The organism is Sphingomonas panacis (assembly GCF_001717955.1).
Classification (GTDB): domain Bacteria; phylum Pseudomonadota; class Alphaproteobacteria; order Sphingomonadales; family Sphingomonadaceae; genus Sphingomonas; species Sphingomonas panacis.
In genome coordinates this window covers 3,722,134-3,742,564 of the sequence record NZ_CP014168.1, presented here as the reverse complement: position 1 = coordinate 3,742,564, position 20,431 = coordinate 3,722,134, and the positions used below count along the sequence as shown (strand labels likewise).

The 20,431-nt window shown below is 66.2% G+C and carries 17 protein-coding genes and 2 tRNA genes; 15 read left to right on the top strand and 4 right to left on the bottom strand.

The genetic code is table 11. The features are described from left to right. Positions 1–77 precede the first annotated feature (77 nt). Genes J0A91_RS16970 through J0A91_RS16960 form a run of 3 tightly spaced genes read left to right on the top strand, consistent with a single transcriptional unit; the run spans position 78 to position 2,646 of the window. The gene (locus J0A91_RS16970) at positions 78–830 is read left to right on the top strand and encodes a hypothetical protein (RefSeq protein ID WP_069205881.1); all 753 of its coding nucleotides are present in this window, start codon (positions 78–80) and stop codon (positions 828–830) included. Then, the gene (locus J0A91_RS16965; RefSeq protein ID WP_069205880.1) at positions 827–2,005 is read left to right on the top strand and encodes a M48 family metallopeptidase; all 1,179 of its coding nucleotides are present in this window, start codon (positions 827–829) and stop codon (positions 2,003–2,005) included. The genes J0A91_RS16970 and J0A91_RS16965 overlap by 4 nt, the downstream gene beginning before the upstream one ends. Before the next feature lie 11 nt (positions 2,006–2,016). Then, positions 2,017–2,646 (top strand): hypothetical protein, encoded by a 630-nt coding sequence (locus tag J0A91_RS16960; protein ID WP_069207431.1) that lies wholly within the window; start codon positions 2,017–2,019, stop codon positions 2,644–2,646. Positions 2,647–2,919: 273 nt separating this feature from the next. Here J0A91_RS16960 and J0A91_RS16955 read toward each other — a convergent pair whose 3' ends face one another. Both J0A91_RS16955 and J0A91_RS16950 read right to left on the bottom strand, forming a co-directional pair. After that, complete coding sequence (locus J0A91_RS16955; RefSeq protein WP_069205879.1) at positions 2,920–3,126, bottom strand: hypothetical protein; 207 nt, start codon at positions 3,124–3,126, stop codon at positions 2,920–2,922. Then, the gene (locus J0A91_RS16950; protein ID WP_169833158.1) at positions 3,123–3,299 is read right to left on the bottom strand and encodes a hypothetical protein; all 177 of its coding nucleotides are present in this window, start codon (positions 3,297–3,299) and stop codon (positions 3,123–3,125) included. Before J0A91_RS16950 ends, J0A91_RS16955 begins: the two co-directional genes overlap by 4 nt. Positions 3,300–3,435: 136 nt before the next feature. Between J0A91_RS16950 and J0A91_RS16945 the strand changes: the two genes are divergently transcribed. The 5 genes from J0A91_RS16945 (at position 3,436) to clpX (ending at position 8,646) form a co-directional block, all read left to right on the top strand. Then, positions 3,436–3,520, top strand: a tRNA-Leu gene (locus tag J0A91_RS16945). 59 nt (positions 3,521–3,579) lie between these two features. After that, positions 3,580–5,223: a trigger factor gene (gene tig / locus J0A91_RS16940; protein ID WP_069205878.1), complete on the top strand. Its 1,644-nt coding sequence runs from the start codon at positions 3,580–3,582 to the stop codon at positions 5,221–5,223. A gap of 68 nt (positions 5,224–5,291) precedes the next feature. Further along, positions 5,292–6,233 carry a glycosyltransferase family 2 protein gene (locus J0A91_RS16935; RefSeq protein WP_069205877.1) on the top strand — a complete coding sequence of 314 codons (942 nt, stop codon included), beginning with the start codon at positions 5,292–5,294 and terminating at the stop codon, positions 6,231–6,233. A gap of 181 nt (positions 6,234–6,414) precedes the next feature. After that, positions 6,415–7,134 carry an ATP-dependent Clp endopeptidase proteolytic subunit ClpP gene (clpP, locus tag J0A91_RS16930; protein WP_069205876.1) on the top strand — a complete coding sequence of 240 codons (720 nt, stop codon included), beginning with the start codon at positions 6,415–6,417 and terminating at the stop codon, positions 7,132–7,134. A gap of 243 nt (positions 7,135–7,377) precedes the next feature. Continuing rightward, on the top strand, positions 7,378–8,646 hold the full coding sequence (clpX, locus tag J0A91_RS16925; RefSeq protein WP_069205875.1) for an ATP-dependent Clp protease ATP-binding subunit ClpX: 1,269 nt from the start codon (positions 7,378–7,380) through the stop codon (positions 8,644–8,646). A 15-nt stretch (positions 8,647–8,661) separates the two neighbouring features. On the opposite strand, the gene J0A91_RS16920 is transcribed toward clpX, so the two are convergent. Both J0A91_RS16920 and J0A91_RS16915 read right to left on the bottom strand, forming a co-directional pair. Then, positions 8,662–9,264 carry a hypothetical protein gene (locus tag J0A91_RS16920; RefSeq protein ID WP_150126952.1) on the bottom strand — a complete coding sequence of 201 codons (603 nt, stop codon included), beginning with the start codon at positions 9,262–9,264 and terminating at the stop codon, positions 8,662–8,664. A 28-nt stretch (positions 9,265–9,292) separates the two neighbouring features. Continuing rightward, a complete protein-coding gene (locus tag J0A91_RS16915) occupies positions 9,293–10,999 on the bottom strand; it encodes a M1 family metallopeptidase (protein WP_420852803.1) in 1,707 nt (568 codons plus the stop codon). 100 nt (positions 11,000–11,099) lie between these two features. Between J0A91_RS16915 and lon the strand changes: the two genes are divergently transcribed. The 7 genes from lon (at position 11,100) to gspF (ending at position 20,428) form a co-directional block, all read left to right on the top strand. Next, positions 11,100–13,526 (top strand): endopeptidase La, encoded by a 2,427-nt coding sequence (lon, locus tag J0A91_RS16910; RefSeq protein WP_069205872.1) that lies wholly within the window; start codon positions 11,100–11,102, stop codon positions 13,524–13,526. A gap of 149 nt (positions 13,527–13,675) precedes the next feature. Further along, a complete protein-coding gene (locus tag J0A91_RS16905) occupies positions 13,676–13,948 on the top strand; it encodes an HU family DNA-binding protein (RefSeq protein WP_069205871.1) in 273 nt (90 codons plus the stop codon). Between the two features lie 137 nt (positions 13,949–14,085). Then, positions 14,086–14,160: transfer RNA gene (locus tag J0A91_RS16900), tRNA-Val, on the top strand. A gap of 307 nt (positions 14,161–14,467) precedes the next feature. Continuing rightward, positions 14,468–15,298: a type II secretion system protein N gene (locus J0A91_RS16895; RefSeq protein WP_069205870.1), complete on the top strand. Its 831-nt coding sequence runs from the start codon at positions 14,468–14,470 to the stop codon at positions 15,296–15,298. Beyond that, entirely contained in the window at positions 15,295–17,505 is a 2,211-nt protein-coding gene (gene gspD / locus J0A91_RS16890; RefSeq protein ID WP_069205869.1) for a type II secretion system secretin GspD, read from the top strand. The genes J0A91_RS16895 and gspD overlap by 4 nt, the downstream gene beginning before the upstream one ends. A 2-nt stretch (positions 17,506–17,507) precedes the next feature. Continuing rightward, the gene (locus J0A91_RS16885) at positions 17,508–19,064 is read left to right on the top strand and encodes a GspE/PulE family protein (RefSeq protein WP_150126951.1); all 1,557 of its coding nucleotides are present in this window, start codon (positions 17,508–17,510) and stop codon (positions 19,062–19,064) included. A gap of 137 nt (positions 19,065–19,201) precedes the next feature. Further along, complete coding sequence (gene gspF / locus J0A91_RS16880; protein ID WP_069205867.1) at positions 19,202–20,428, top strand: type II secretion system inner membrane protein GspF; 1,227 nt, start codon at positions 19,202–19,204, stop codon at positions 20,426–20,428. Positions 20,429–20,431: the final 3 nt, after the last annotated feature.

The window sequence follows — 20,431 nt, the reverse complement described above, 5'->3', positions numbered from 1 at the left end:
CGAAGGCCGTTGCAGACGCCATGATGATCTCGTAAGTTCCCCGGGCGATGTGGGGACATCGCGATCCGGGGGGATGCATGCGACATACACTGTTCGCGGCGGTAGCCGTTCTTTGCCTGCTCGCGTCATCGACTGCGGTCGCACAGGAGAAATCGGGCAACAAGCCCGGTTTCACCTTGCGTCCCGGCTCCGCCAAGATCCTGCTGATCCGCCCGACCATCAGGGTCGGCGCGCAATCGACCGGCGGCCTGTTCGAGCCGAATGCCGATTGGACCGCGCAGGCGCGCGACAATCTCGGCGCGGCGTTGGCTGTGGCGCAACAGCAACTCGGCAATCAGGTGATCGACGCGGAGGAGCCGATCGGTCCGGCCGCCAAGACCTTCGCCGGCTACCGCGCGTTGTTCTCGGTACTGGCCGATTCGGTGATCGAATATCAGTTCTTCCCCGGCAATCGCCTGCCCACCAAGAAGCGCAAAGGCAGTTTCGAGTGGACGATGGGGCCGGGCGTGGCCGAGATCGGCAGGGGCACGGGCTGCGATTACGCGCTCTTCATCTTCGATGAGGACCAATACGGCTCGACGGGTCGCAAGGTCTTCCAGGTGTTCGCGGCGATGGCGTCTGTGTCGGTCAAATCAGGCGAACATCGCGGCTACGCAGGGCTGGTCGATCTGCGCAACGGCGACCTCGTCTGGCTCAATGCCGATCAGGCGATGGGCGGCGATGTCCGCACGGTCGAGGGCGCGCAGAAGCGCGTGCGCCAGTTGCTCGAGGATTTTCCGGGCAGCACGCCGCCCGCCGCGCCGGTAGTTGCGTCGGCCACGGGCCAATGACGCCACGCCTGCGCCGGCTCGCGCTACTCGGCGTGGCGGCGGTGTTCGGTGTCGCGGCGAGCGCGCCGAAGGAACCGCTACCGCCGTATAGCGGCGCCTACGAGCCGCAGACGGTCGATGAGCGCGGGCTGTGGATGCAACTCGACGAGGCCGAGCGCACGCTGCGCGACTCGGCGTTCGTGCTGAAGGAGCCGGGACTCACGGACTATGTGCGCGCGGTGCTGTGCCGTACCGTCGGCGCGGATCGGTGTCGCGGCATCCGCATCTATGTGATGCGTGATCCCGAGTTCAATGCGAGGATGGCGCCGAACGGCATGATGGTGGTCAACTCCGGGCTGTTGATCCGCGTGCACGACGAGGCGGAACTGGCCGCGGTGCTCGGGCACGAGTTCGCGCATTTCGAACAGCGGCACAGTCTGCATCGCTTCCAGCACGACCGATCGATGACCGATGTGGTGGCGTGGATGAGCGTGATCGCCGCGAGCGGCGCCTCCTATCAGGTCCGCCGCAGCGCCGTAGATGTGGCCAACTCAGCGGTCGGGTCGATGTTCGCATTCGGTCGCGACGAGGAACGCGAGGCCGATCTGCTCGGCGCGAAATACATGCTCGCTGCGGGCTATGATCCCAATGCGCTGCCCGACATCTGGAACCGCGCGATGGACGAGGCCGATGCCACCGCGTTCGGGCGCAAGCAGAAGAGCCACCGCTACGATCGCCTGTCGTTCTTCGCCAGCCATCCCACCAGCCTCGAACGCGCGACCTATTTGCGCACGCTCGTCGCCGGGATGGGGCAGGGGGATGCCGGCCGCGATGCGTTGCAAGGGGCGGTCAAGCCGCTGCGCGGCGCGTTCCTCGCCGATCAGATCAAGCTCAACGATTTCGGCGGCACCGAATATCTGTTCGGCCAGCTCGCTGGTGACACCTGGGATGCCGAACTGCTGTGCGCGCGGGGCGACCTGTACCGCACGCGCGGCAACCCGCGTGATCTCGTCTCGGCGGCCGGGTTCTACGCGCAGGCGATCGCGCTCGATCCCACCAATGCCGATGCGTATCGCGGCCTCGGCCTCGCGCAGCTTCGCGGCGGCGATTCGCACGGCGGCGATGCGCTCAAACGCTATCTCGCGCTGCGCCCCGACGCGCCCGACCGCGCGATGATCCAGACCCTGCTGCCATGAAGGCCGGAACCATGACCTTGAGAAAAGCCGTATCTGCGCTGATGGCATCGGCGCTGCTGATGTGCGGCGCGCCCGCCAGCGCCGGCAACACGCTGATCGCCAAGGGGCAGGCCGTCGCCGTCGCCAAATCGGCGCTGACGATCACACCGACCCGCGAATGGAACAAGATGGGCGCGCGGCCGGGCCGCAATTCGGAGACGTGGACGCTCGACGGCGATGGCCTGAACGACGTCACCTTCTACGGCGGGATCGAGACCGACCGCACGCTGTTCCGCGAGGTGAGCAAACGGGCGAAGCCGCTGCCGCGTTTCAGCGCGACGATGCTACTCACCGATATTCCGGCGCTGCTCGAAAACAGCTACCGTATCGCGCTCGCCACGCCCTTGATGACGATCGAGAGCGTCGCGCCCGCCACCTTCGTCGGCGCGAAAGGTGTGACCTTCACCTACAGCTTCACGCGCCCGAACGAGGACGTGCGCCGCAAGGGCGAGGGCTATGCCGCGATCATCGCGGGCAAGCTCTACATGGCGACCTTCGAGGCGCCCGATATCTATTATTACGATCGCGATATCGCCGACTTCCGCGCGCTCGTCGCCGGCGCGCGGATCGGGGCGGTCGGCGCGGCAGTGGCGGCGAAGTAGTGCTCGGCTGGTCCGCGTCGCGTCGACGCATAACTCTTTGAATTCGTTCGTGCTGAGCTTGTCGAAGCACGTGTCGCAGGCGCTGGGTTTCGGGCACGTGCTTCGACAGGCTCAGCACGAACGGGGATGGGAAATGCTTATCCGGCCGCGCCGTGAAAAGTCCTGAACGTCATGCCGTATTCGGTCTGGCATCCACCGTTCCGCAAAAGCAGAGGCTGCGGATTCGCGGAACGGTGGACCCCGAAACGAGTCCGGGGTGACGGCTTTTGACCGTTACTGCGCGTCGTCGTCCTGGTTTTTCACCACGCCGCCGGTGCCGCCGACACCGTCGGCCTCGCCCTGACGCGCGAGTGGATCAGGCTCCGGCCCGCCTTCGCCGCGCTCGACCGCGTCCTTGCGCGCTTCGACGATCTGCTGGAGGTCGCTGCGATCGTCCTTGCGCGGCGGATACGCGTCGGGGGATTCGGGCGCGCCGCTCATGCGAAATCTCCGAGGTCGGTCGGCTGGCCGGGCGCGACCGCGGGGTCGCTGGTCGGCATCGGCGCGGGCACGTCGATGTCCGGCGTGGTCGGCGCGATCTCGGGCGGCGGGGTCTCGGGCGTGGCGGGCTGGCTCGGCTGCGGGGGCAGTTCGGTGGGGGGCGTGCTTGCCATCGGGTTTCTCCTCTGTCCGACACTCAACGAACCGGCCCCTCGCGAAGTTTCACGAAGATTTCACAGCCGTGACTCCGTGGCTTGCCCCGCCGCCGATCCTTGCTATAGACGCCCCCCACACCCGACGGTGTCCTATGCGGGCGTGGCGGAACTGGTAGACGCAGCAGGTTTAGGTCCTGCCATCGCAAGATGTGGGGGTTCGAGTCCCTTCGCCCGCACCAGTCGCCGCCGCGTGCAGGGGCGCCGCGATTCTGATTCGTGAAGAGGCCTGAGAAGACCCATGCAGACTGTCGAGACGCTCAACGAGGGGCTCAAGCGCGCCTACACCCTCACCATCACGGCCGCCGAGATCGATTCGAAGGTCGATGCCGAGCTGAAGCGCGTCGCACCGCAGATCAAAATGCCCGGCTTCCGCCCCGGCAAGGTGCCCGCCAACCTCGTTCGCAAGATGCATGGCCCGGCGCTGACTCAGGACGCGCTCAACTCGGCGATCCAGGAAGGCATCCAGACGCTGATCGCCGAACAGCGGCTGCGCCCGGCGATCCAGCCCTCCGTCGCGCTCGACGAGGGTTTCGAGATCGGCAACGATGCCGAGGTCAAGGTTTCGCTCGAAGTGCTCCCCGAGGTGCCGACGCCCGCGATCGACAGCCTCAAGCTCGAGCGCCTGACGGTTCCGGCCGGCGAAGCCGAAGTCGACGCGCAGGTCGCGAAGTTCGCCGAGCAGCAGAAGAAGTGGGACGACGCCGCCGAGGATCATGAAGCCGCGCAGGGCGATCTCGTCACGGTCGATTTCGTCGGCAAGACCGCCGATGGCGTCGCTTTCGATGGCGGCACCGGCACCGACATGGGCGTCGAGATCGGCGCGGGTCGCCTGATCCCCGGCTTCGAGGACCAGCTCGTCGGCGTGAAGCAGGGCGAGGAGCGCGTGCTCAACGTGACCTTCCCCGCGGACTATCCGGCCGAGAACCTCGCCGGCCAGCCCGCCACCTTCGAGATCACCGCCAAGAAGGTGCAGACCCCCGGCGAAACCGTGATCGACGACACGCTCGCGACGTCGCTCGGCCTCGAAAGCCTCGAACAGCTCAAGGGGCTGCTCAAGGGCCAGATCGAGCAGGAACTCAACGGCCTGACGCGTACCCACATGAAGCGCAAGCTGCTCGATCAGCTCGCCGAGGGTCATGATTTCGAAGTGCCGCCGACGATGGTCGAGGCCGAGTTCGACCAGATCTGGCAGCAGCTCCAGCACGAAGCGACTCATGAGGCCGATCCGGCCGCCGCGCTCGAAGAGATGGAGAAAGAGCGCGACGACTACCGCAAGATCGCCGAGCGGCGCGTCCGCCTCGGCCTGCTCCTGTCGGAGATCGGCCAGGCCAACGGCGTCGAGGTCACCCAGGTCGAGATGAACCGGCTGATCGCGCAGGCCGCGCAGCAGTACAATGCCGAGGATCGTCAGCGTTTCCTCCAGTACATCCAGCAAGAGCCGATGGCCGCAGCCCAGCTCCGCGCGCCGCTGTACGAGGACAAGGTCGTCGATTTCCTGTTCGAAAAGGCCGAGATCACCGATCGCGAAGTGACTCGCGAAGAGCTTCAGGAAGCGATCGAGAGCGAAGACGGCTTCGCCAGCGGCACGCATGTTCATGACCATCATGACCATGACCACGAAGGCCACGATCACGAAGGCCATGATCACGATCACGCCCACGGCGACGATCATGACCATGCCGCTGCGACCGAGCTGAAGGCCGACGATTCGGCCGAGCCGGCCCCCGCCGAAGCGACTGCCGAGGAGCCGGTCAAGAAGGCCGCGACCAAGAAGCCGGCCGCCAAGAAGGCTGCGCCCAAGGCCGAAGCCGAAGCGGGCGAAGCCGCTCCTGAGCCCAAGAAGCCGGCCAAGAAGGCCGCCGCGAAGAAGACCGAGGCCTGAGCCGCACGACCCCGCCGCGTGACCACGCGCGGCGGGGTTGAGCCGCTCTGAGCTATTAGGGGCGGGACTTGTCCGAACCACGCATCGCCGTCCTGCTCCCCTGCTATAACGAGGAAGCCGCGATCGCCGCGACGGTGGCGGGGTTCCGTGCCGCGCTGCCCGGCGCGGACATCTACGTCTACGACAACAACAGCCGCGACCGCACCGTCGAGGTCGCGCGCGCCGCCGGCGCGATCGTCCGCACCGAGCGTATCCAGGGCAAGGGCGCGGTCGTGCGGCGCATGTTCGCCGATGTCGATGCCGACGTCTATGTGATGGCCGACGGCGACGCGACCTACGACGCCGCCTCGGCGCCCGCGATGGTCGCCCGTGTGCTCGACGAGCAGCTCGACATGATCGTCGGTGCGCGCATCACCCAGATCGAGGCCGCCTACCGGCGCGGCCACCGCTTCGGCAACGCAGTGCTGACCGGCATGCTCGCGCGCCTGTTCGGGCGCAGCTTCACCGATATCCTGTCGGGCTACCGCGTCTTCTCGCGCCGCTTCGTCAAGAGCTTCCCGGTGCTGTCGGCGGGGTTCGAGATCGAGACCGAGATCAGCGTCCACGCGCTCGAATTGCGCATGCCCGTGGCCGAGGTGGCGACGCCCTATTACGAGCGCCCGGAAGGGTCCGCCTCCAAGCTCAGCACCTATCGCGACGGCTTCCGCATCCTGCGCACCATCCTCCAGCTCTACCGGATCGAGCGGCCCGTGCTGTTCTTCGGCGCGATCGGCGTGGCGCTGGCGCTGATCGGGGTGCTGCTCGCGGTGCCGCTGGTCATCACCTACATGCACACGCATCTCGTGCCGCGCCTGCCGACAGCGGTGATGGTGACCGGCCTGATGATCCTCGCCGCGCTGTGCCTGTTCGCCGGGCTGATCCTCGACACGGTGGTGCGCGGCCGCCGCGAAATGCGCCGGCTCGCCTATCTCTCGCACCGCGCGCCCGGCGTGGAGCGGCGCGAAGGTTAAAAGTCCACGTACCGTTCGCCCTGAGCGTGTCGAAGGGCGCGCCTGGTAGAGCTGCGTTCGGGACACCTGCTTCGCCAAGCTCGGCACGAACGAACAGGGGATGCGCCCGCCCACACTTGCCAAGTCCCGACGGAGTGCCGATGTAGGCGACCGCAAGGGCATAAAGGACGTACAGAACATCATGCGCAACCCGTTCGACACCGGCGATTTCATGGCTCCCCTCAGCGCGGCCGGACTCGTCGCCCCCGGATATCAGGGGCAGCCGACCCAGGCCGGCCTCGTTCCCATCGTCATCGAGCAGTCCAACCGCGGCGAGCGCAGCTTCGACATCTATTCGCGGCTGCTGCGCGAGCGGATCATCTTCGTGACCGGCGGGGTCGAGGATCACATGGCCTCGGTCATCACCGCCCAGCTTCTGTTCCTTGAGTCGGAAAATCCGAAGAAGGACATCTTCATGTACATCAACTCGCCGGGCGGTGTCGTCACGGCGGGCATGGCGATCCATGACACGATGCAGTACATCCGGCCGCGCGTCGGCACGGTCTGCATCGGTCAGGCGGCATCGATGGGCAGCTTCCTGCTCTCGGCGGGCGAGCCGGGCATGCGTGTCGCGCTCAGCAACTCGCGGATCATGATCCACCAGCCCTCGGGCGGTGCGCAGGGCATGGCCAGCGACATCGAGATCCAGGCGCGCGAAATCCTGCGGATGCGCCATTTCCTCAACTCGCTTTACGCCAAATACACCGGCAAGACGCTTGAGGAGATCGAGAAGTCGATGGACCGCGACAACTTCATGTCGGCGGAAGAGGCGAAGGCGTTCGGCCTGATCGATCAGGTGTTCGACAAGCGCCCGGCGATCTCGGAAGACGGCAGCACCCCGCCGGCGCTTCCCGCCGCCTGAGGCCGTGTTATGGGACGCGCCCCGTCGCCGGCTCGCGGCGGCGGGGCACGTCCTCACCCGGGATGTGAACCGCCCGGACAGGTGGTGCCGCGCCGCTTGTTCCGCCGCAAACTGTGCCCATATCACCTCTTATCAGGCCGTAACCGCCGGGCTAAAGCGATATTCGGCATTGCCCGATAGCCAGAAACGCGCCTAGTCTGTTATGCTTTCGTCCCCACAAGGGGCATTGGGACACGAGATTTTATGACCAAGCTGAGTGGCGGCGATTCGAAAAGCACGCTGTATTGCTCCTTCTGCGGCAAGTCGCAGCACGAAGTGCGCAAGCTGATCGCCGGGCCGACCGTGTTCATCTGCGATGAGTGCGTCGAGCTGTGCAACGATATCATCCGCGAAGAAACCAAGTCGGCTCTGGTCTCGAAGAAGGACGGCGGCGTGCCGACTCCGCAGGAAATCTGCGACGTCCTCGACGATTATGTGATCGGCCAGAAGCGCGCCAAGCGCGTGCTGTCGGTGGCGGTTCACAACCATTACAAGCGCCTCAACCACGGCCAGAAGGGCGCGGATGTCGAGCTTGCCAAGTCGAACATCCTGCTCGTCGGCCCGACCGGTTGCGGCAAGACCCTGCTCGCGCAGACGCTCGCCCGCATCCTCGACGTGCCGTTCACGATGGCTGACGCGACGACGCTGACCGAAGCCGGCTATGTCGGCGAGGATGTGGAGAACATCATCCTCAAGTTGCTCCAGGCGTCGGATTACAACGTCGAGCGCGCGCAGCGCGGCATCGTCTATATCGACGAGATCGACAAGATCAGCCGCAAGGCCGAGAACCCCTCGATCACGCGCGACGTGTCGGGTGAGGGCGTCCAGCAGGCGCTGCTCAAGCTGATGGAAGGCACCACCGCGTCGGTGCCGCCGCAGGGCGGCCGCAAGCATCCGCAGCAGGAGTTCCTCCAGGTCGACACGACCAACATCCTGTTCATCTGCGGCGGCGCGTTCAGCGGCCTCGAAAAGATCATCGGCGACCGCCTGCAGGGCAAGTCGATCGGTTTCGGCGCCTATGTCGCCTCGCCTGAGGAACGCCGCACCGGCGAGACGCTCAAGTCGGTCGAGCCCGAGGATCTGCTCAAGTTCGGCCTGATCCCCGAGTTCGTCGGCCGCCTGCCGGTGATCGCGACGCTCGAGGATCTCGACGTGCCGGCGCTGGTGACGATCCTGACCGAGCCCAAGAACGCTCTCGTCAAACAGTATCAGAAGCTGTTCGACATGGAGACGGTCAAGCTCGGCTTCACCGACGATGCGCTCACGCAGGTCGCCAAGAAGGCGATCGACCGTAAGACCGGCGCACGCGGGCTTCGCTCGATCCTCGAAGGCATCCTGCTCGACACGATGTTCGACCTGCCCGGCATGGACGGCGTCGATGAGGTGATGATCGACAAGGACGTGATCGAAGGCCGCAAAGAACCGATCCGCGTCTATGCGAAGAAGGACAAGGCGGGGGCGGGCGCAGCGTAAACAGCCTTCCCCCCGTCAGTGTGAAAGCGCCTCCGGCCAATGGAGCGCTTTCACCAGAGCCTCGACAGCGGCGGTAGGATTTTCACCTTCGGGCCACGTTACCCGGTAGGAAACAAGCCAGCGTTCTCCGACGTGGCAGAAGAGCGACGCTTGTTCGATTACCCGTTGCTCTCTTCCGTCGAACATTGCCGATCCGCCCGATAAAGTGGCGTGGAGTCCGCGTTTCCGGACGTGAGGCGAAGGTGCAGAAATGTCGCCTTCCGTTAGCACTTTCGCGTCGGGTTCGTGCTTTAGAATATCCTGTTTGATGCCAGCGAACAGATCGCGGCAAGCCTGCTGTCGCGATTGATCCTTACCAAGCGCCGGTTCGGGATAAACGAACATGCTGACATAGCCGATCTTGCGGCCGCTTTGGATCAGTTGATAGCCGACACCCGTGTCCGAACCATCGGTGTTGTACCGCACCACCTCATGACGCTCGAATGGTCCCACTTGAGCAGGAAAGCGCATGCCCGTCTGCGCGTGGATATAGGGATCTGGCGCGTCGGGAACTTCGGTCTGTGCGGTGGCAGAAACTGCGCTGGCGGCGAGGACACAAGCAAGTACCGTCTGTCGCATATCATAGCACTCCCAAGCTGGCGTAACGTCACCGCGCCTTCTGTGCGTCCCGCCACGCCTGATACGCCTCCACCGCCGCCGATCGCCGCAAAACGCGCGCGTTGGGGTCGATCACGACATGCGCGCCCGCCGGCACCGCGATGCGCCCGGTGCCGTCCGTCATCGCCAGCCGCACCGTCCGGCCGGCGATCCGCACCGCCACCGGCATCGGGAAGGCCCGCCCGCCCGGGGCCACCCAGTGCAGGTTCAGCATCCCGCCGCTCCGTTCGCTCAACAGGTCGGGCAGCACGGCCTGGCGCAGATAAACGTCGAAGAACCAGCCATAATCCTTGCCGGTCACGCGCGCGACGATCGCCTGATAATCCGCGCTCGTCAGGAAATGCGGAGTGAAATTGCCCGGCTTCGGATCGCTCCGCCCGTACACCGCCAGCCGCGTCACCTCGCCAAAGGCGCGGTCGCCGATCAGCCAGCGCAGGCTGTGGAGCATCCACGAACCCTTGTAATAAATGTCCTGCCCCGGCCCGCCGCGATCGATTCGGTAGACATCCTCCTCGGTGCGCGACGCGCCAGACACCATCGGGCGCAGATCGGTGATCTTGTTGCGCTCGTCGTCGAGCATCGTCGCATAGCGGGCGTCGCCTTCGCGCCACAGCCCGTAGAACGGCTGCATGTACGTGGCATAGCCTTCGTGCAGCCAGAAATCGTCCCAGTCGCGCGCGGATAGCTGGTTGCCGAACCATTCGTGCGCGAATTCGTGCTGGAACAGCCAGTCGAACCCCTCGGGCGCCTTGGTATAGCCATTGCCGTAGGCGTTGATGGTCTGGTGCTCCATGCCCTTGTGCGGCGTCTCGACCACGCCGAGCTTCTCGTCGCCGAACGGATAGGGGCCGATCTCGCTCTCGAAAAAGTCGAGCGTCGGCGCGAACTCGGCGAACAGTCTGCGCGCCTGCGCTTCCTCACCCGGCAGATACCAATAGAACAGCGGGATCGTGTTGCCGAACCGGCTTTTGTAGTCGCCCGACAGTTGCTCATACGGCCCGATGTTGAGCGCGATGCCGTAGGTGGTCGGGTGTTTGACTCGCCAGTTCCACGTCGTGCGCCCGTCGGCGAGCGTATCGACGCCGAGCAGCTTGCCGTTGGAGGGTGCCTTTAGCCCGGCCGGCACGGTGATGTGCAGTGTCGCCACGCCGGGCCGTCCGGTCGGGAAATCGAGGCACGGCCAGAACAGGTCGCAGCCATTGCCCTCGGCGGTGGTCGCCACCCATGGCCGGCCGTTGGGCGTCTTCGCCCAGACGAAACCATCATCCCACGGCGCCTTCACCGCGACATGCGGCGTGCCGCCGTAGGCGATGCGCGCGACGACACGCCCGCCCGCCGCGAGGCGGTTCGGCAGCGTGATGGTGAGCTTGCCGTCCGGGTTCGCCCATGCGCTTGCCGGCAGCACCGCGCCGTCGATCATGATGCTGCTAACCGGCAGGTTGCGGTCGAGATCGACCAGCAGCCGCGCGAGCGGCGCGCGCGCGGTGAAGGTCAGCGTCGCCACGCCGGCGATGCGCTCCTCTGCGGGGAACACTTCGAAGCGCAGATCGGCCGCGTCGAACGCGAGCTTGGCCTGCTCGGGATCGACCGGCCCGCCCGATCGCGCGGTCTGTGGGGTCAGCGCCGGCTCGCCCGGGCCGGGCAGATCGGCCGCGCCGAGCAGCAACGCGGCGAGCGGCATAAACAGTGCGTTCATCCTCATGCCGCGATGATCGATGGACGACGATTGATGGAAAGCGCCTCGCGCACCATATAAGGTAGAACAAGGCGCATCGCTTGCGCCCCTCGGAGTGTTCATGACCCAAATCTACCCTGTTCTGCCGCTACGTGATATCGTTGTGTTCCCGCATATGATCGTGCCGCTGTTCGTGGGTCGCGACAAGTCGGTCGCTGCGCTGGAAGCGGCGATGGCTGCCGACAAGGAGATTTTCCTCGTCGCGCAGCTCGATCCGGCCGAGGACGATCCCGACCGCGACGATCTCTACGACATCGGCGTCACCGCGACGGTCCTGCAATTGCTCAAGCTGCCCGACGGCACCGTCCGCGTGCTCGTCGAAGGCAAGAAGCGCGCGAAGTTCACCGATCTCGAAACGTCCGAGGGCCATCTGACCGCGTCGGTCGACCTGCTCGAAGGTGCGGAGGGTGCGGAGGATCTCGAAGCCGCCAGCAAGCAGGTCGCGCACGAAACCGCCGCGCTGATGCGCTCGGTGGTCGATCAGTTCGAGAATTACGCCAAGCTCAACCGCAAGTTGCCGGCCGAAACCGCCGTGCAGCTCGGCGAGATCGAGGAGCCGAGCCGGCTCGCGGATTCGGTCGCCGCCAACATTTCGGTCAAGGTGTCGGACAAGCAGGCGCTGTTGGTCGAGACCGATCCGACCAAGCGGCTCGAGATGGTCTACGCCTTCATGGAGGGCGAACTCGGCGTCTTGCAGGTCGAGAAGAAGATCAAGAGCCGGGTCAAGCGCCAGATGGAGAAGACCCAGCGCGAATATTACCTCAACGAGCAGTTGAAGGCGATTCAGCGCGAGCTCGGCAACGAGGGCGAGGAAGGCGAGGGCGACGAGATCGCCGAACTGACCCAGAAGATCGCCACGCTCAAGCTCTCCAAGGAAGCGCGCAGCAAGGCCACCACCGAGCTCAAGAAATTGAAGACGATGGCGCCGATGTCCGCCGAAGCGACCGTCGTGCGCAATTATCTCGACGTGCTGCTCGGCCTGCCGTGGGGCAAGAAATCGAAGATCAAGCGCGACATTTCGGCGGCGCAGGCGGTGCTCGACGAGGACCATTATGCGCTCGAGAAGGTCAAGGACCGGATCATCGAATATCTGGCCGTACAGGCGCGCACCAACAAGCTGAAGGGGCCGATCCTGTGCCTCGTCGGCCCGCCCGGCGTCGGCAAGACGAGCCTCGGCAAGTCGATCGCCAAGGCGACCGGACGCGAATTCATTCGTCAATCGCTTGGCGGTGTGCGTGATGAAGCGGAAATTCGCGGCCACCGGCGCACCTATATCGGCTCGCTGCCCGGCAAGATCGTCACCAATCTCAAGAAGGCCGGCACCAGCAACCCGCTGTTCCTGCTCGATGAGATCGACAAGCTCGGCCAGGATTTCCGCGGCGATCCGGCATCGGCGCTGCTGGAGGTGCTCGATCCCGAGCAGAACGCGAAGTTCCAGGACCATTATCTCGAGGTCGATATTGATCTGTCGGATGTGATGTTCGTCACCACGGCGAACACGCTCAACCTCCCGCAGCCGCTGCTCGACCGGATGGAGATCATCCGGCTGGAGGGCTATACCGAGGACGAGAAGGTCGAGATCGCCCAGCGGCATCTGATCGCCAAGCAGATCGAGGCGCATGGCCTCAAGCCCGGCGAGTTCACGCTCACCACCGAGGGGCTGCGCGCGCTGATCCAATATTACACGCGCGAGGCGGGCGTCCGCACGCTGGAACGCGAGATCGCCAGGCTTGCCCGCAAGGCGCTGCGCCGCATCCTCGAAGGCAAGGACGTGACGGTTACGATCACGCCCGACAACATCGCCGATTTCGCGGGCGTGAAGAAATATCGCCACGGCCTCGGAGAAGAGGAGAACCAGATCGGCGCCGTCACCGGCCTCGCCTGGACCGAAGTCGGCGGCGAGTTGCTGACCATCGAGAGCGTCACCGTGCCCGGCAAGGGCGCCGCCAAGGTGACCGGCAAGCTCGGCGACGTGATGAAGGAATCGATCGAGACCGCGTTCAGCTTCGTCAAGGCGCGCTCGCCCAGCTATGGCATCAAGCCGAGCCTGTTCGCGCGCAAGGACATCCACATCCATCTGCCCGAAGGCGCCGTGCCCAAGGATGGTCCGTCGGCGGGTGTGGGTATCGTCACCTCGATCGTCTCGACGCTGACCGGGGTTCCGGTCCGGCGCGAAGTGGCGATGACCGGCGAGGTGACGTTGCGCGGTCGCGTGCTGCCGATCGGCGGATTGAAGGAGAAGCTGCTCGCGGCGCTGCGCGGCGGCATCACCACGGTGTTGATCCCGCAGGAAAATGAGAAGGATCTCGCCGAGATTCCGGCCAACATCCGCGAGGGACTGAAGATCATCCCGGTCAGCCATGTCGACGAGGTGCTGCGCCTCGCGCTCACCGCGCCGATCGAGCCGATCTCCTGGACCGAGGAGGATGATCTCGCCGCGCAGCCGCCGGCGGGTGTCGCCCCGATCGGCGGCGAGCGCCGCCACTGACACGCGAACGCGGCGGAAGGGCGCAATTCCGCCGCGTTTTAGCGAGGTTTATCGCATTTTGCTTTGACAGCCCCGGCCCGCCTGTCGTTACTGGAACACCGGCTTTCAAGCCGAGAATCAGTTTCCATTGTAACGGGGGTTCCGCGGGCATGAACAAGCAGGAGTTGATCGGCACGGTCGCCGACGCATCGGGTCTCAGCAAGGGCGATGCGAGCAAGGCGGTCGAGTCGGTGTTCGACGCGATCTCCGAGGCACTCAAGAAAGGCGACGAGGTTCGTCTGGTCGGTTTCGGGACGTTTTCGGTGAGCAAGCGCAAGGCCTCGACCGGCCGCAACCCGCGCACCGGCGAGCCGATGACGATCAAGGCATCGTCACAGCCCAAGTTCAAGGCGGGCAAGGGCCTCAAGGATTCGGTGAACTGACCATCCGAATCGGCTGGAGGGGCTGGACAAGCCCCGATGGCCTGTCTTAAGAGGCACGGAACAGGGCGGCGACGAGCCGCCCTATTTCGTTGGCCAAGGCCGGCGAAGCATCGCGACCCCATCGGGGCCAAGGCGATGGGCGCGTAGCTCAGCGGTAGAGCACACCCTTCACACGGGTGGGGTCACAGGTTCAATCCCTGTCGCGCCCACCATGCCCGACGGCATGGACCCGCTCGCCCCGGTGAAGGCCGGGGCCGGTAGGTTTTTGACCACTCGCTTCACCGATATCCGGCGACATCATCACCACCGCCGCTCGTGAACCCCCTTTGCGATCACGTATTTGTAGCCCCCGCGCGCACCGTTATGCCGTGGGATAGTCTGCATAGCCGGGGCGCTTAACCAAAAGGCGATGGCGATCGCCAGTGTGCGCAGCACGCGCGGAAAAGGTTCACACGATCGTCCCGGGCCTGTAACACGCTGTTCCTAGCGGTGCGGCGGGTGCCGGGGTGGATTTTTGGAATGCGACTGGTTCTCGATCCGCGCGCCCGGGCGCTGTTGCGCCGATTGCCGAAGGTCACGGTCTATTCGGCCGCAGAACTCGTGCTGATCGCGGTGCTGGCGGTGCAATGCGCCCGACTGATGTGGACGGTGGTGACGCCGGTTGCGCCGCTCGGCGCCTGGCGCCCGGTCGGGGTTTCCGTGCCCGGCGCGCCGGGTGACCTGCTTCGCGGCTTCGATCCGTTCTTCCGCCTCTCGGGCGGCGAAGCGCAGCCATCGACCGTCACCTCGCTCCAGTTGACGTTGTTCGGCACCCGGATCGACGGCGCGATGGGTGGCGGCTCGGCGATCATCGCCGGGCCGGACGGCGTCCAGAAGAGCATCGCGATCGGGCAGGAGGTCGCCCCCGGCGCGACTCTCAAGGCGGTCGCGTTCGATCATGTCACGATCGACCGTGGCGGCGCCACCGAAGAGCTGTTCCTCGCGCAAGGCGACACCGGCACCGCGCCGCCACCCGCACCCACGCCGCCGTCCGAACCGCTGCTTACGCCGGCCGCCGCTCCGAGCGGCCTCACGCTCTCGCAGCTTCGCGCCGAAACCGGCATCATCCCGCGTGTCGATGGCGGCCGCGTCAGCGGCCTCGTCGTGCGGCCGCAGGGCGGCGGCACCGCGTTCCGCCAGTCGGGCCTGCGCGATGGCGACGTCGTCACCGCGATCAACGGCCGGCCGGTCGGCGGCGCGGGCGATTTCGAACGTCTCGGCGGCCAACTCGCCGGCGGCGGTACCCTCTCGATTACGGTCGAACGCGGCAGCCAGACGCTGCCGCTCGCCATCACGATAGCAGGCCCATGAACAAACTGATTCTCGCCCCGTTGCTCGCGCTCGCCTGCGTCGGCCCGATCGCCGCGCAGACGACGATGAACGTGCGTGACGCCGATGTCCGCGCCTTCATCGCCGATGCCGCGCGCGTGACCGGGCGGACCTTCATCATCGACGCGCGTGTGCAAGGCAAAGTGACCGTCGTTACCGACCGGCCACTGTCGCGCTCCGAATATTTCGAGGTGTTCCTCTCGACGTTGCGCGCCAACGGCCTCGTCGCGGTGCCGACCTCGAATGGCGCGTTCCGAATCCAGCCGATCGACAATGCCGCGTCGCAGCCCAGCCGCGTCGGCACCAACGGCGCGGCGCGCAACAGCTTCGTCACCGAGATCGTGCGGCTGCGCGCGATCGATGCCGCATCGGCGGTCGATACGGTGCGCGGTCTCGTCAGCACACAAGGCTCGGTGACGGCGAATCGCGGCGGCAATTCAGTGGTGATCGTCGATTTCGCCGACAACGTGCGCCGCGTGCGTGAGGTGCTGCGCCGGATCGACACCGATAATGCGTCCACCCGCGTGATCGCGCTCAAGAACGCGGGCGCGCGCGAGATCGCCACCGCACTGCAGGCGCTGGCCGGGCAGGGCAGCGGCGGCGGCCCGGCGCAACCCGGCAGCCCGGCGGCGGTGAGCGTCGTCGCCGTCACCAGCTCCAACGCCGTCGCGCTGCGCGGCGACGCGGCGAGCGTGGCACGGCTGGCGGCGGTCGCGCAGGATCTCGATGCGCGCGCCAAGAACGGCACCGAGATCAAGGTGATCTTCCTCGAAAACGCCGATGCCGAGCAATTGATGCCGGTGCTCCAGCAGCTCGTCGGGCAGGCGCCGACGCCGGTGCAGAGTCAGCAGCTTTCACAATCGACCTTCGGCGGCACCAGCGGCAGCGGATCAAGCGGGTTCGGCGCGGGATCGCCCAACACCAACATCGTCCAGCCGCAGAACCAGCCCGTGCAGGCTGGCGCCGCGCCGACGCAAGCCGCCGTCACCGCCGAGGGCGGCAAGACCGCCGCCGTCGTCACGCGCTTCGCCGGCGCCAACGCGATCGTCATCGCTGCCCCCGCCGAGGTGCAGCGGCAATTGTCCGAAGTGGTCCGCCAGCTCGATACGCGGCGCGAACAGGTGCTGGTCGAGGCGATCGTCGCCGAAGTCTCGGACGCGACCGCGAGCAAGCTCGGCGTCCAGTTCCTGCTCGCGGGGCTGCCCGGCAGCGGCGTGCCGACCTTCGCGACCAGTTACGGCAATTCCGCGCCCAATCTGCTGACCATCGCCGGAGCGGTCGGCGCGCGCTCGCTCAACACCACCACGACCACGGTCAACGGCAACACCACCGTCACCACCACCAACAATGCGGTGAGCGATACGCTCGCCCAGTCCGCGCTCAGCTCGATCCTCGGCGCGACCGGCGGATTCGGCGGCGGCGCGTTCAACATCGGCAAGAACGCGATCTTCGGCGCGATCATCAACGCGGTGAAGTCCGACACCACCTCGAACCTGTTGCAAGCGCCGTCGCTGACCACGCTCGACAATCAGGAGGCGCGCATCCTTGTCGGGCAGGAGATCCCGATCACGACCGGCCAGGCGCTGAGCCAGAATTTCGACAAAGCCTTCCGCACCGTCCAGCGCGAGAATGTCGGCATCCAGTTGCAGGTCCGTCCGCAAGTCAATTCGAGCGGATCGATCAAGCTGATCCTGCACCAGCAGGTCAGCTCGATCGCGGGGCCGGTCGCCAGCGACAACAGCGACCTGATCCTCAACAAGCGCGAGGTCGAGACGACCATGACGGTCGATGACGGCCAGATCGCGATCATCGGCGGGCTGCTCAGCGATGACGAGCGCCGCACGATCGAGAAGGTGCCTTTGCTAGGCGACATCCCCGCGCTCGGCCAGTTGTTCCGCTCCAAGGCGAAGCAGCGCACCAAGACCAATCTGATGATCTTCATCCGGCCGACCGTGCTGCGCACCCCCGAGGACACGCAGCGCCTCACGGCACAGCGCTACGGCTATCTGCGGCTCCAGCAGGGCCAGCAGAATCCGGTCGATGAGCCGTCGATCGACCAACTGGTGCGCGATTACATGGGCGCCGCCCCGCCGATCCCGAGCGCGCCGGTGCCCGGCAATATCGAAGACCCGCGAATCGGCGTGCCGGTGGTGCGCAACTCGACTCAGATTGTCCGGCCGGAGAAATGACGATGGACTCGGTGCTCGACCTTGCCGACCCCGCACCGCTGCCCGCCGGCATCGTCACCATCCCTTATGCGTTCGCGCGGCGGTTCGGGGTGGTGCTTGGTGATGGCGCGGACGGGCATCTCTCGGTCGCGATGCGCGAGGGCGGCGATCCCCGGGTGCTGCTTGAGCTTCGCCGGCATCTCGCCCAGCCGTTCGACATCGGCATCGTGCCAGCCGATGCGTTCGATCGCCTGCTGTCCGATCGCTATGCGATGGACGGGCAGGCGGCGGCGATGGCGGCGGGCGGGATCGGCATGGCGGGCGAACTCGACATCCTCGCCGGTGATCTGCCGACCGCCGACGATCTGCTCGACACCGCCGACGATGCGCCCGCGATCCGGCTCATCAACGGCATCATCGCCGATGCGGCGCGCAACGGCGTGTCGGATATCCATATCGAGCCGTACGAGACTGGTCTCGTCGTGCGGATGCGGATCGATGGCGTGTTGCGTGAGACGCTGCGCATGCCGCCGCACGTCGCGCCGGTGGTGGTCAGCCGGGTCAAGGTGATGGCGCGGCTCGACATCGCCGAGCGGCGAATCCCGCAGGACGGCCGCATCGGGCTGACTTTGGGCGGCAAGCTGCTCGACGTGCGCGTCTCGACATTGCCGAGCCGCGCGGGTGAGCGCGTCGTGCTGCGTATCCTCGACAAGGAGAATGCCGGCATCACGCTCGACGTGCTCGGCATGACCGAGGCGATGAACGCGATGCTCAAGGCCACGCTGACCGAGCCGAACGGCATCGTCCTCGTCACCGGACCGACCGGATCGGGCAAGACCACGACGCTCTACGCCGCCCTGCGCCTGCTCAATGACGGCAGCCGCAACATTCTGACGGTGGAAGACCCGGTCGAATATGCGGTCGATGGCGTCGGCCAGACTCAGGTCAATCCCAAGGTCGGGCTGACCTTCGCGGCGGGTTTGCGCGCGATCCTGCGGCAAGACCCGGACGTGGTGATGGTCGGCGAAATCCGCGACCGCGAGACCGCCGAGATCGCCGTGCAGGCGTCGCTGACCGGGCATCTGGTGCTCTCGACCGTTCACACCAACGACGCGGTCGGCGCGATCACGCGGATGCGCGACATGAAGATCGAGCCGTTCCTGCTCGCCTCGACGCTCCGCGCGGTGATCGCGCAGCGGCTGGTGCGGCGGTTGTGCGAGCATTGCCGGCGGCCGGTGCAGGCGTCTGGGTCGGTCTCGGCGCTGCTCGGCTTCGACGCTGGCACGGTCGTCTATGAGGCGGTCGGCTGCGACGAGTGCGCGCACACCGGCTTCAAGGGCCGGATCGGCGTGTTCGAGGCGGTGCGGATCGACGAGACGCTGCGCCGCCTCATCAACGACGGCGGCGACGAATCGCTGATCGCGCGCCATGCCTTCCTCCACGCGCAGAACCTCGGCGCGGCGGCGCGGCAACTGGTCCGCGAGGGCAAGACCACGCCCGAGGAAGCGGTCCGTGTGTCGCGGCGCGACATGGCCGATGTGGAGGCACCGCTGGTTGTTGAAGCTGCGGATAATGGGTGATTTCATCGGCCGTTCGTCCCGAGCGAAGTCGAGGGACCAGCGCGTGTCCCTCGACTTCGCTCGGGACGAACGGAGGTTTCAATCACCTGTTCGTGTCGAGCGAAGTCGAGACACATTGCGCGTCGCGGGTACGGCCCGTGCCTGACTTCGACTATCTCGTCATCGACACAAAGGGCCGGGAGGTGCGCGGTCACGTCGCGGCGCCCTCGATCGACGCCGCGCGCGCGACGCTCGATCGCAAGGGCCTGTACGTCCTGAAGCTCGACGCCGGCGCGCCGCCGCCGCCACGCGGCAAGGCGTTGTTCTCCAACGTCCGAATCGGCCGGCGGCGGATGAACACCAAGCAGCTCACCTTGTTCACGCGCCAGCTCGCCACGCTCAACCGAGTCTCGCCGCTCGAAGAGGCGTTGCGCACGATCACGCGGCAGACCGAGCAGGATCATGTCCGCGACATCGTCCATTCGGTCCATGCCGGCGTGGTGGAGGGGCGCCGCCTCGCCGATTCGATGGCGCGCGAGCCGAAGAGCTTCCCGCCGCTGTACCGCGCGATGGTCGCGGCGGGCGAGCGGTCCGGCGCGTTGCCCGAAATCCTCGAACGGCTCTCGGCCTTGCTGGAGCGGCAGGCCGAGATCAACGGCAGGATCCTAACGACGCTCGCCTATCCGGCCGTGCTCGCGCTGGTCGCGACGGCTGTCGTCACCGCGCTGATGATGTTCGTCGTGCCGCAGGTGGTCGAACAGTTCGACACCGTCGGCCAGCAATTGCCGCTGCTGACGCGCCTCGTCATCGGCGTCTCGCACGTCCTGGTCGGCTGGTGGTGGCTGATCGTGCTGGTGATGGTGCTGGCCGGCGTCGGCTTCTGGCAGGGCATGAAGCGCCCCGCGATCAAATATGGCTTCGATACATGGCTGCTGCGCTTGCCCTTGCTCGGCCGGCTGCTGCGCGATCTCCACGCCGCGCGGATGGCGCGCACGCTCGCGACGATGGTGGCGAGCCGGTTGCCGCTGCTCGACGGGCTGGTGCTGACCTCGGGCACGATCCACAACGCCCGGCTGCGGCGCGCGACCGATGACATCGTCGAGGCGATTCGCGGCGGCGGCAGCCTCTCGGCGGCGATGCTGCGCGCGGGCGTGTTCCCGCCGCTGCTCACCTATCTGGTCGCTTCGGGCGAGGCGGCGGGGCAGCTCGACGAGATGCTCGCGCGCGCCGCCGATTATCTGGAGCGCGAGTTCGACCGCTTCACCGCGACCGCTTTGTCACTGCTCGAACCGCTCATCATCGTCGTGATGGGAGGCGTCGTCGCGGCGATCGTGCTATCGATCCTACTGCCGATCCTCCAGCTCAACACGCTGGCGGGCCAGTGATCT

Bases quoted from the DNA above. Each gene is read 5' to 3' on its own strand.
- J0A91_RS16970 (WP_069205881.1), top strand. From the start codon at position 78: ATGCGACATACACTGTTCGCGGCGGTAGCCGTTCTTTGCCTGCTCGCG.
- J0A91_RS16965 (WP_069205880.1), top strand. From the start codon at position 827: ATGACGCCACGCCTGCGCCGGCTCGCGCTACTCGGCGTGGCGGCGGTG.
- J0A91_RS16960 (WP_069207431.1), top strand. From the start codon at position 2,017: ATGACCTTGAGAAAAGCCGTATCTGCGCTGATGGCATCGGCGCTGCTG.
- J0A91_RS16955 (WP_069205879.1), bottom strand. From the start codon at position 3,126: ATGAGCGGCGCGCCCGAATCCCCCGACGCGTATCCGCCGCGCAAGGAC.
- J0A91_RS16950 (WP_169833158.1), bottom strand. From the start codon at position 3,299: ATGGCAAGCACGCCCCCCACCGAACTGCCCCCGCAGCCGAGCCAGCCC.
- tig (WP_069205878.1), top strand. From the start codon at position 3,580: ATGCAGACTGTCGAGACGCTCAACGAGGGGCTCAAGCGCGCCTACACC.
- clpP (WP_069205876.1), top strand. From the start codon at position 6,415: ATGCGCAACCCGTTCGACACCGGCGATTTCATGGCTCCCCTCAGCGCG.
- clpX (WP_069205875.1), top strand. From the start codon at position 7,378: ATGACCAAGCTGAGTGGCGGCGATTCGAAAAGCACGCTGTATTGCTCC.
- J0A91_RS16920 (WP_150126952.1), bottom strand. From the start codon at position 9,264: ATGCGACAGACGGTACTTGCTTGTGTCCTCGCCGCCAGCGCAGTTTCT.
- J0A91_RS16915 (WP_420852803.1), bottom strand. From the start codon at position 10,999: ATGAACGCACTGTTTATGCCGCTCGCCGCGTTGCTGCTCGGCGCGGCC.
- lon (WP_069205872.1), top strand. From the start codon at position 11,100: ATGACCCAAATCTACCCTGTTCTGCCGCTACGTGATATCGTTGTGTTC.
- J0A91_RS16905 (WP_069205871.1), top strand. From the start codon at position 13,676: ATGAACAAGCAGGAGTTGATCGGCACGGTCGCCGACGCATCGGGTCTC.
- J0A91_RS16895 (WP_069205870.1), top strand. From the start codon at position 14,468: ATGCGACTGGTTCTCGATCCGCGCGCCCGGGCGCTGTTGCGCCGATTG.
- gspD (WP_069205869.1), top strand. From the start codon at position 15,295: ATGAACAAACTGATTCTCGCCCCGTTGCTCGCGCTCGCCTGCGTCGGC.
- J0A91_RS16885 (WP_150126951.1), top strand. From the start codon at position 17,508: ATGGACTCGGTGCTCGACCTTGCCGACCCCGCACCGCTGCCCGCCGGC.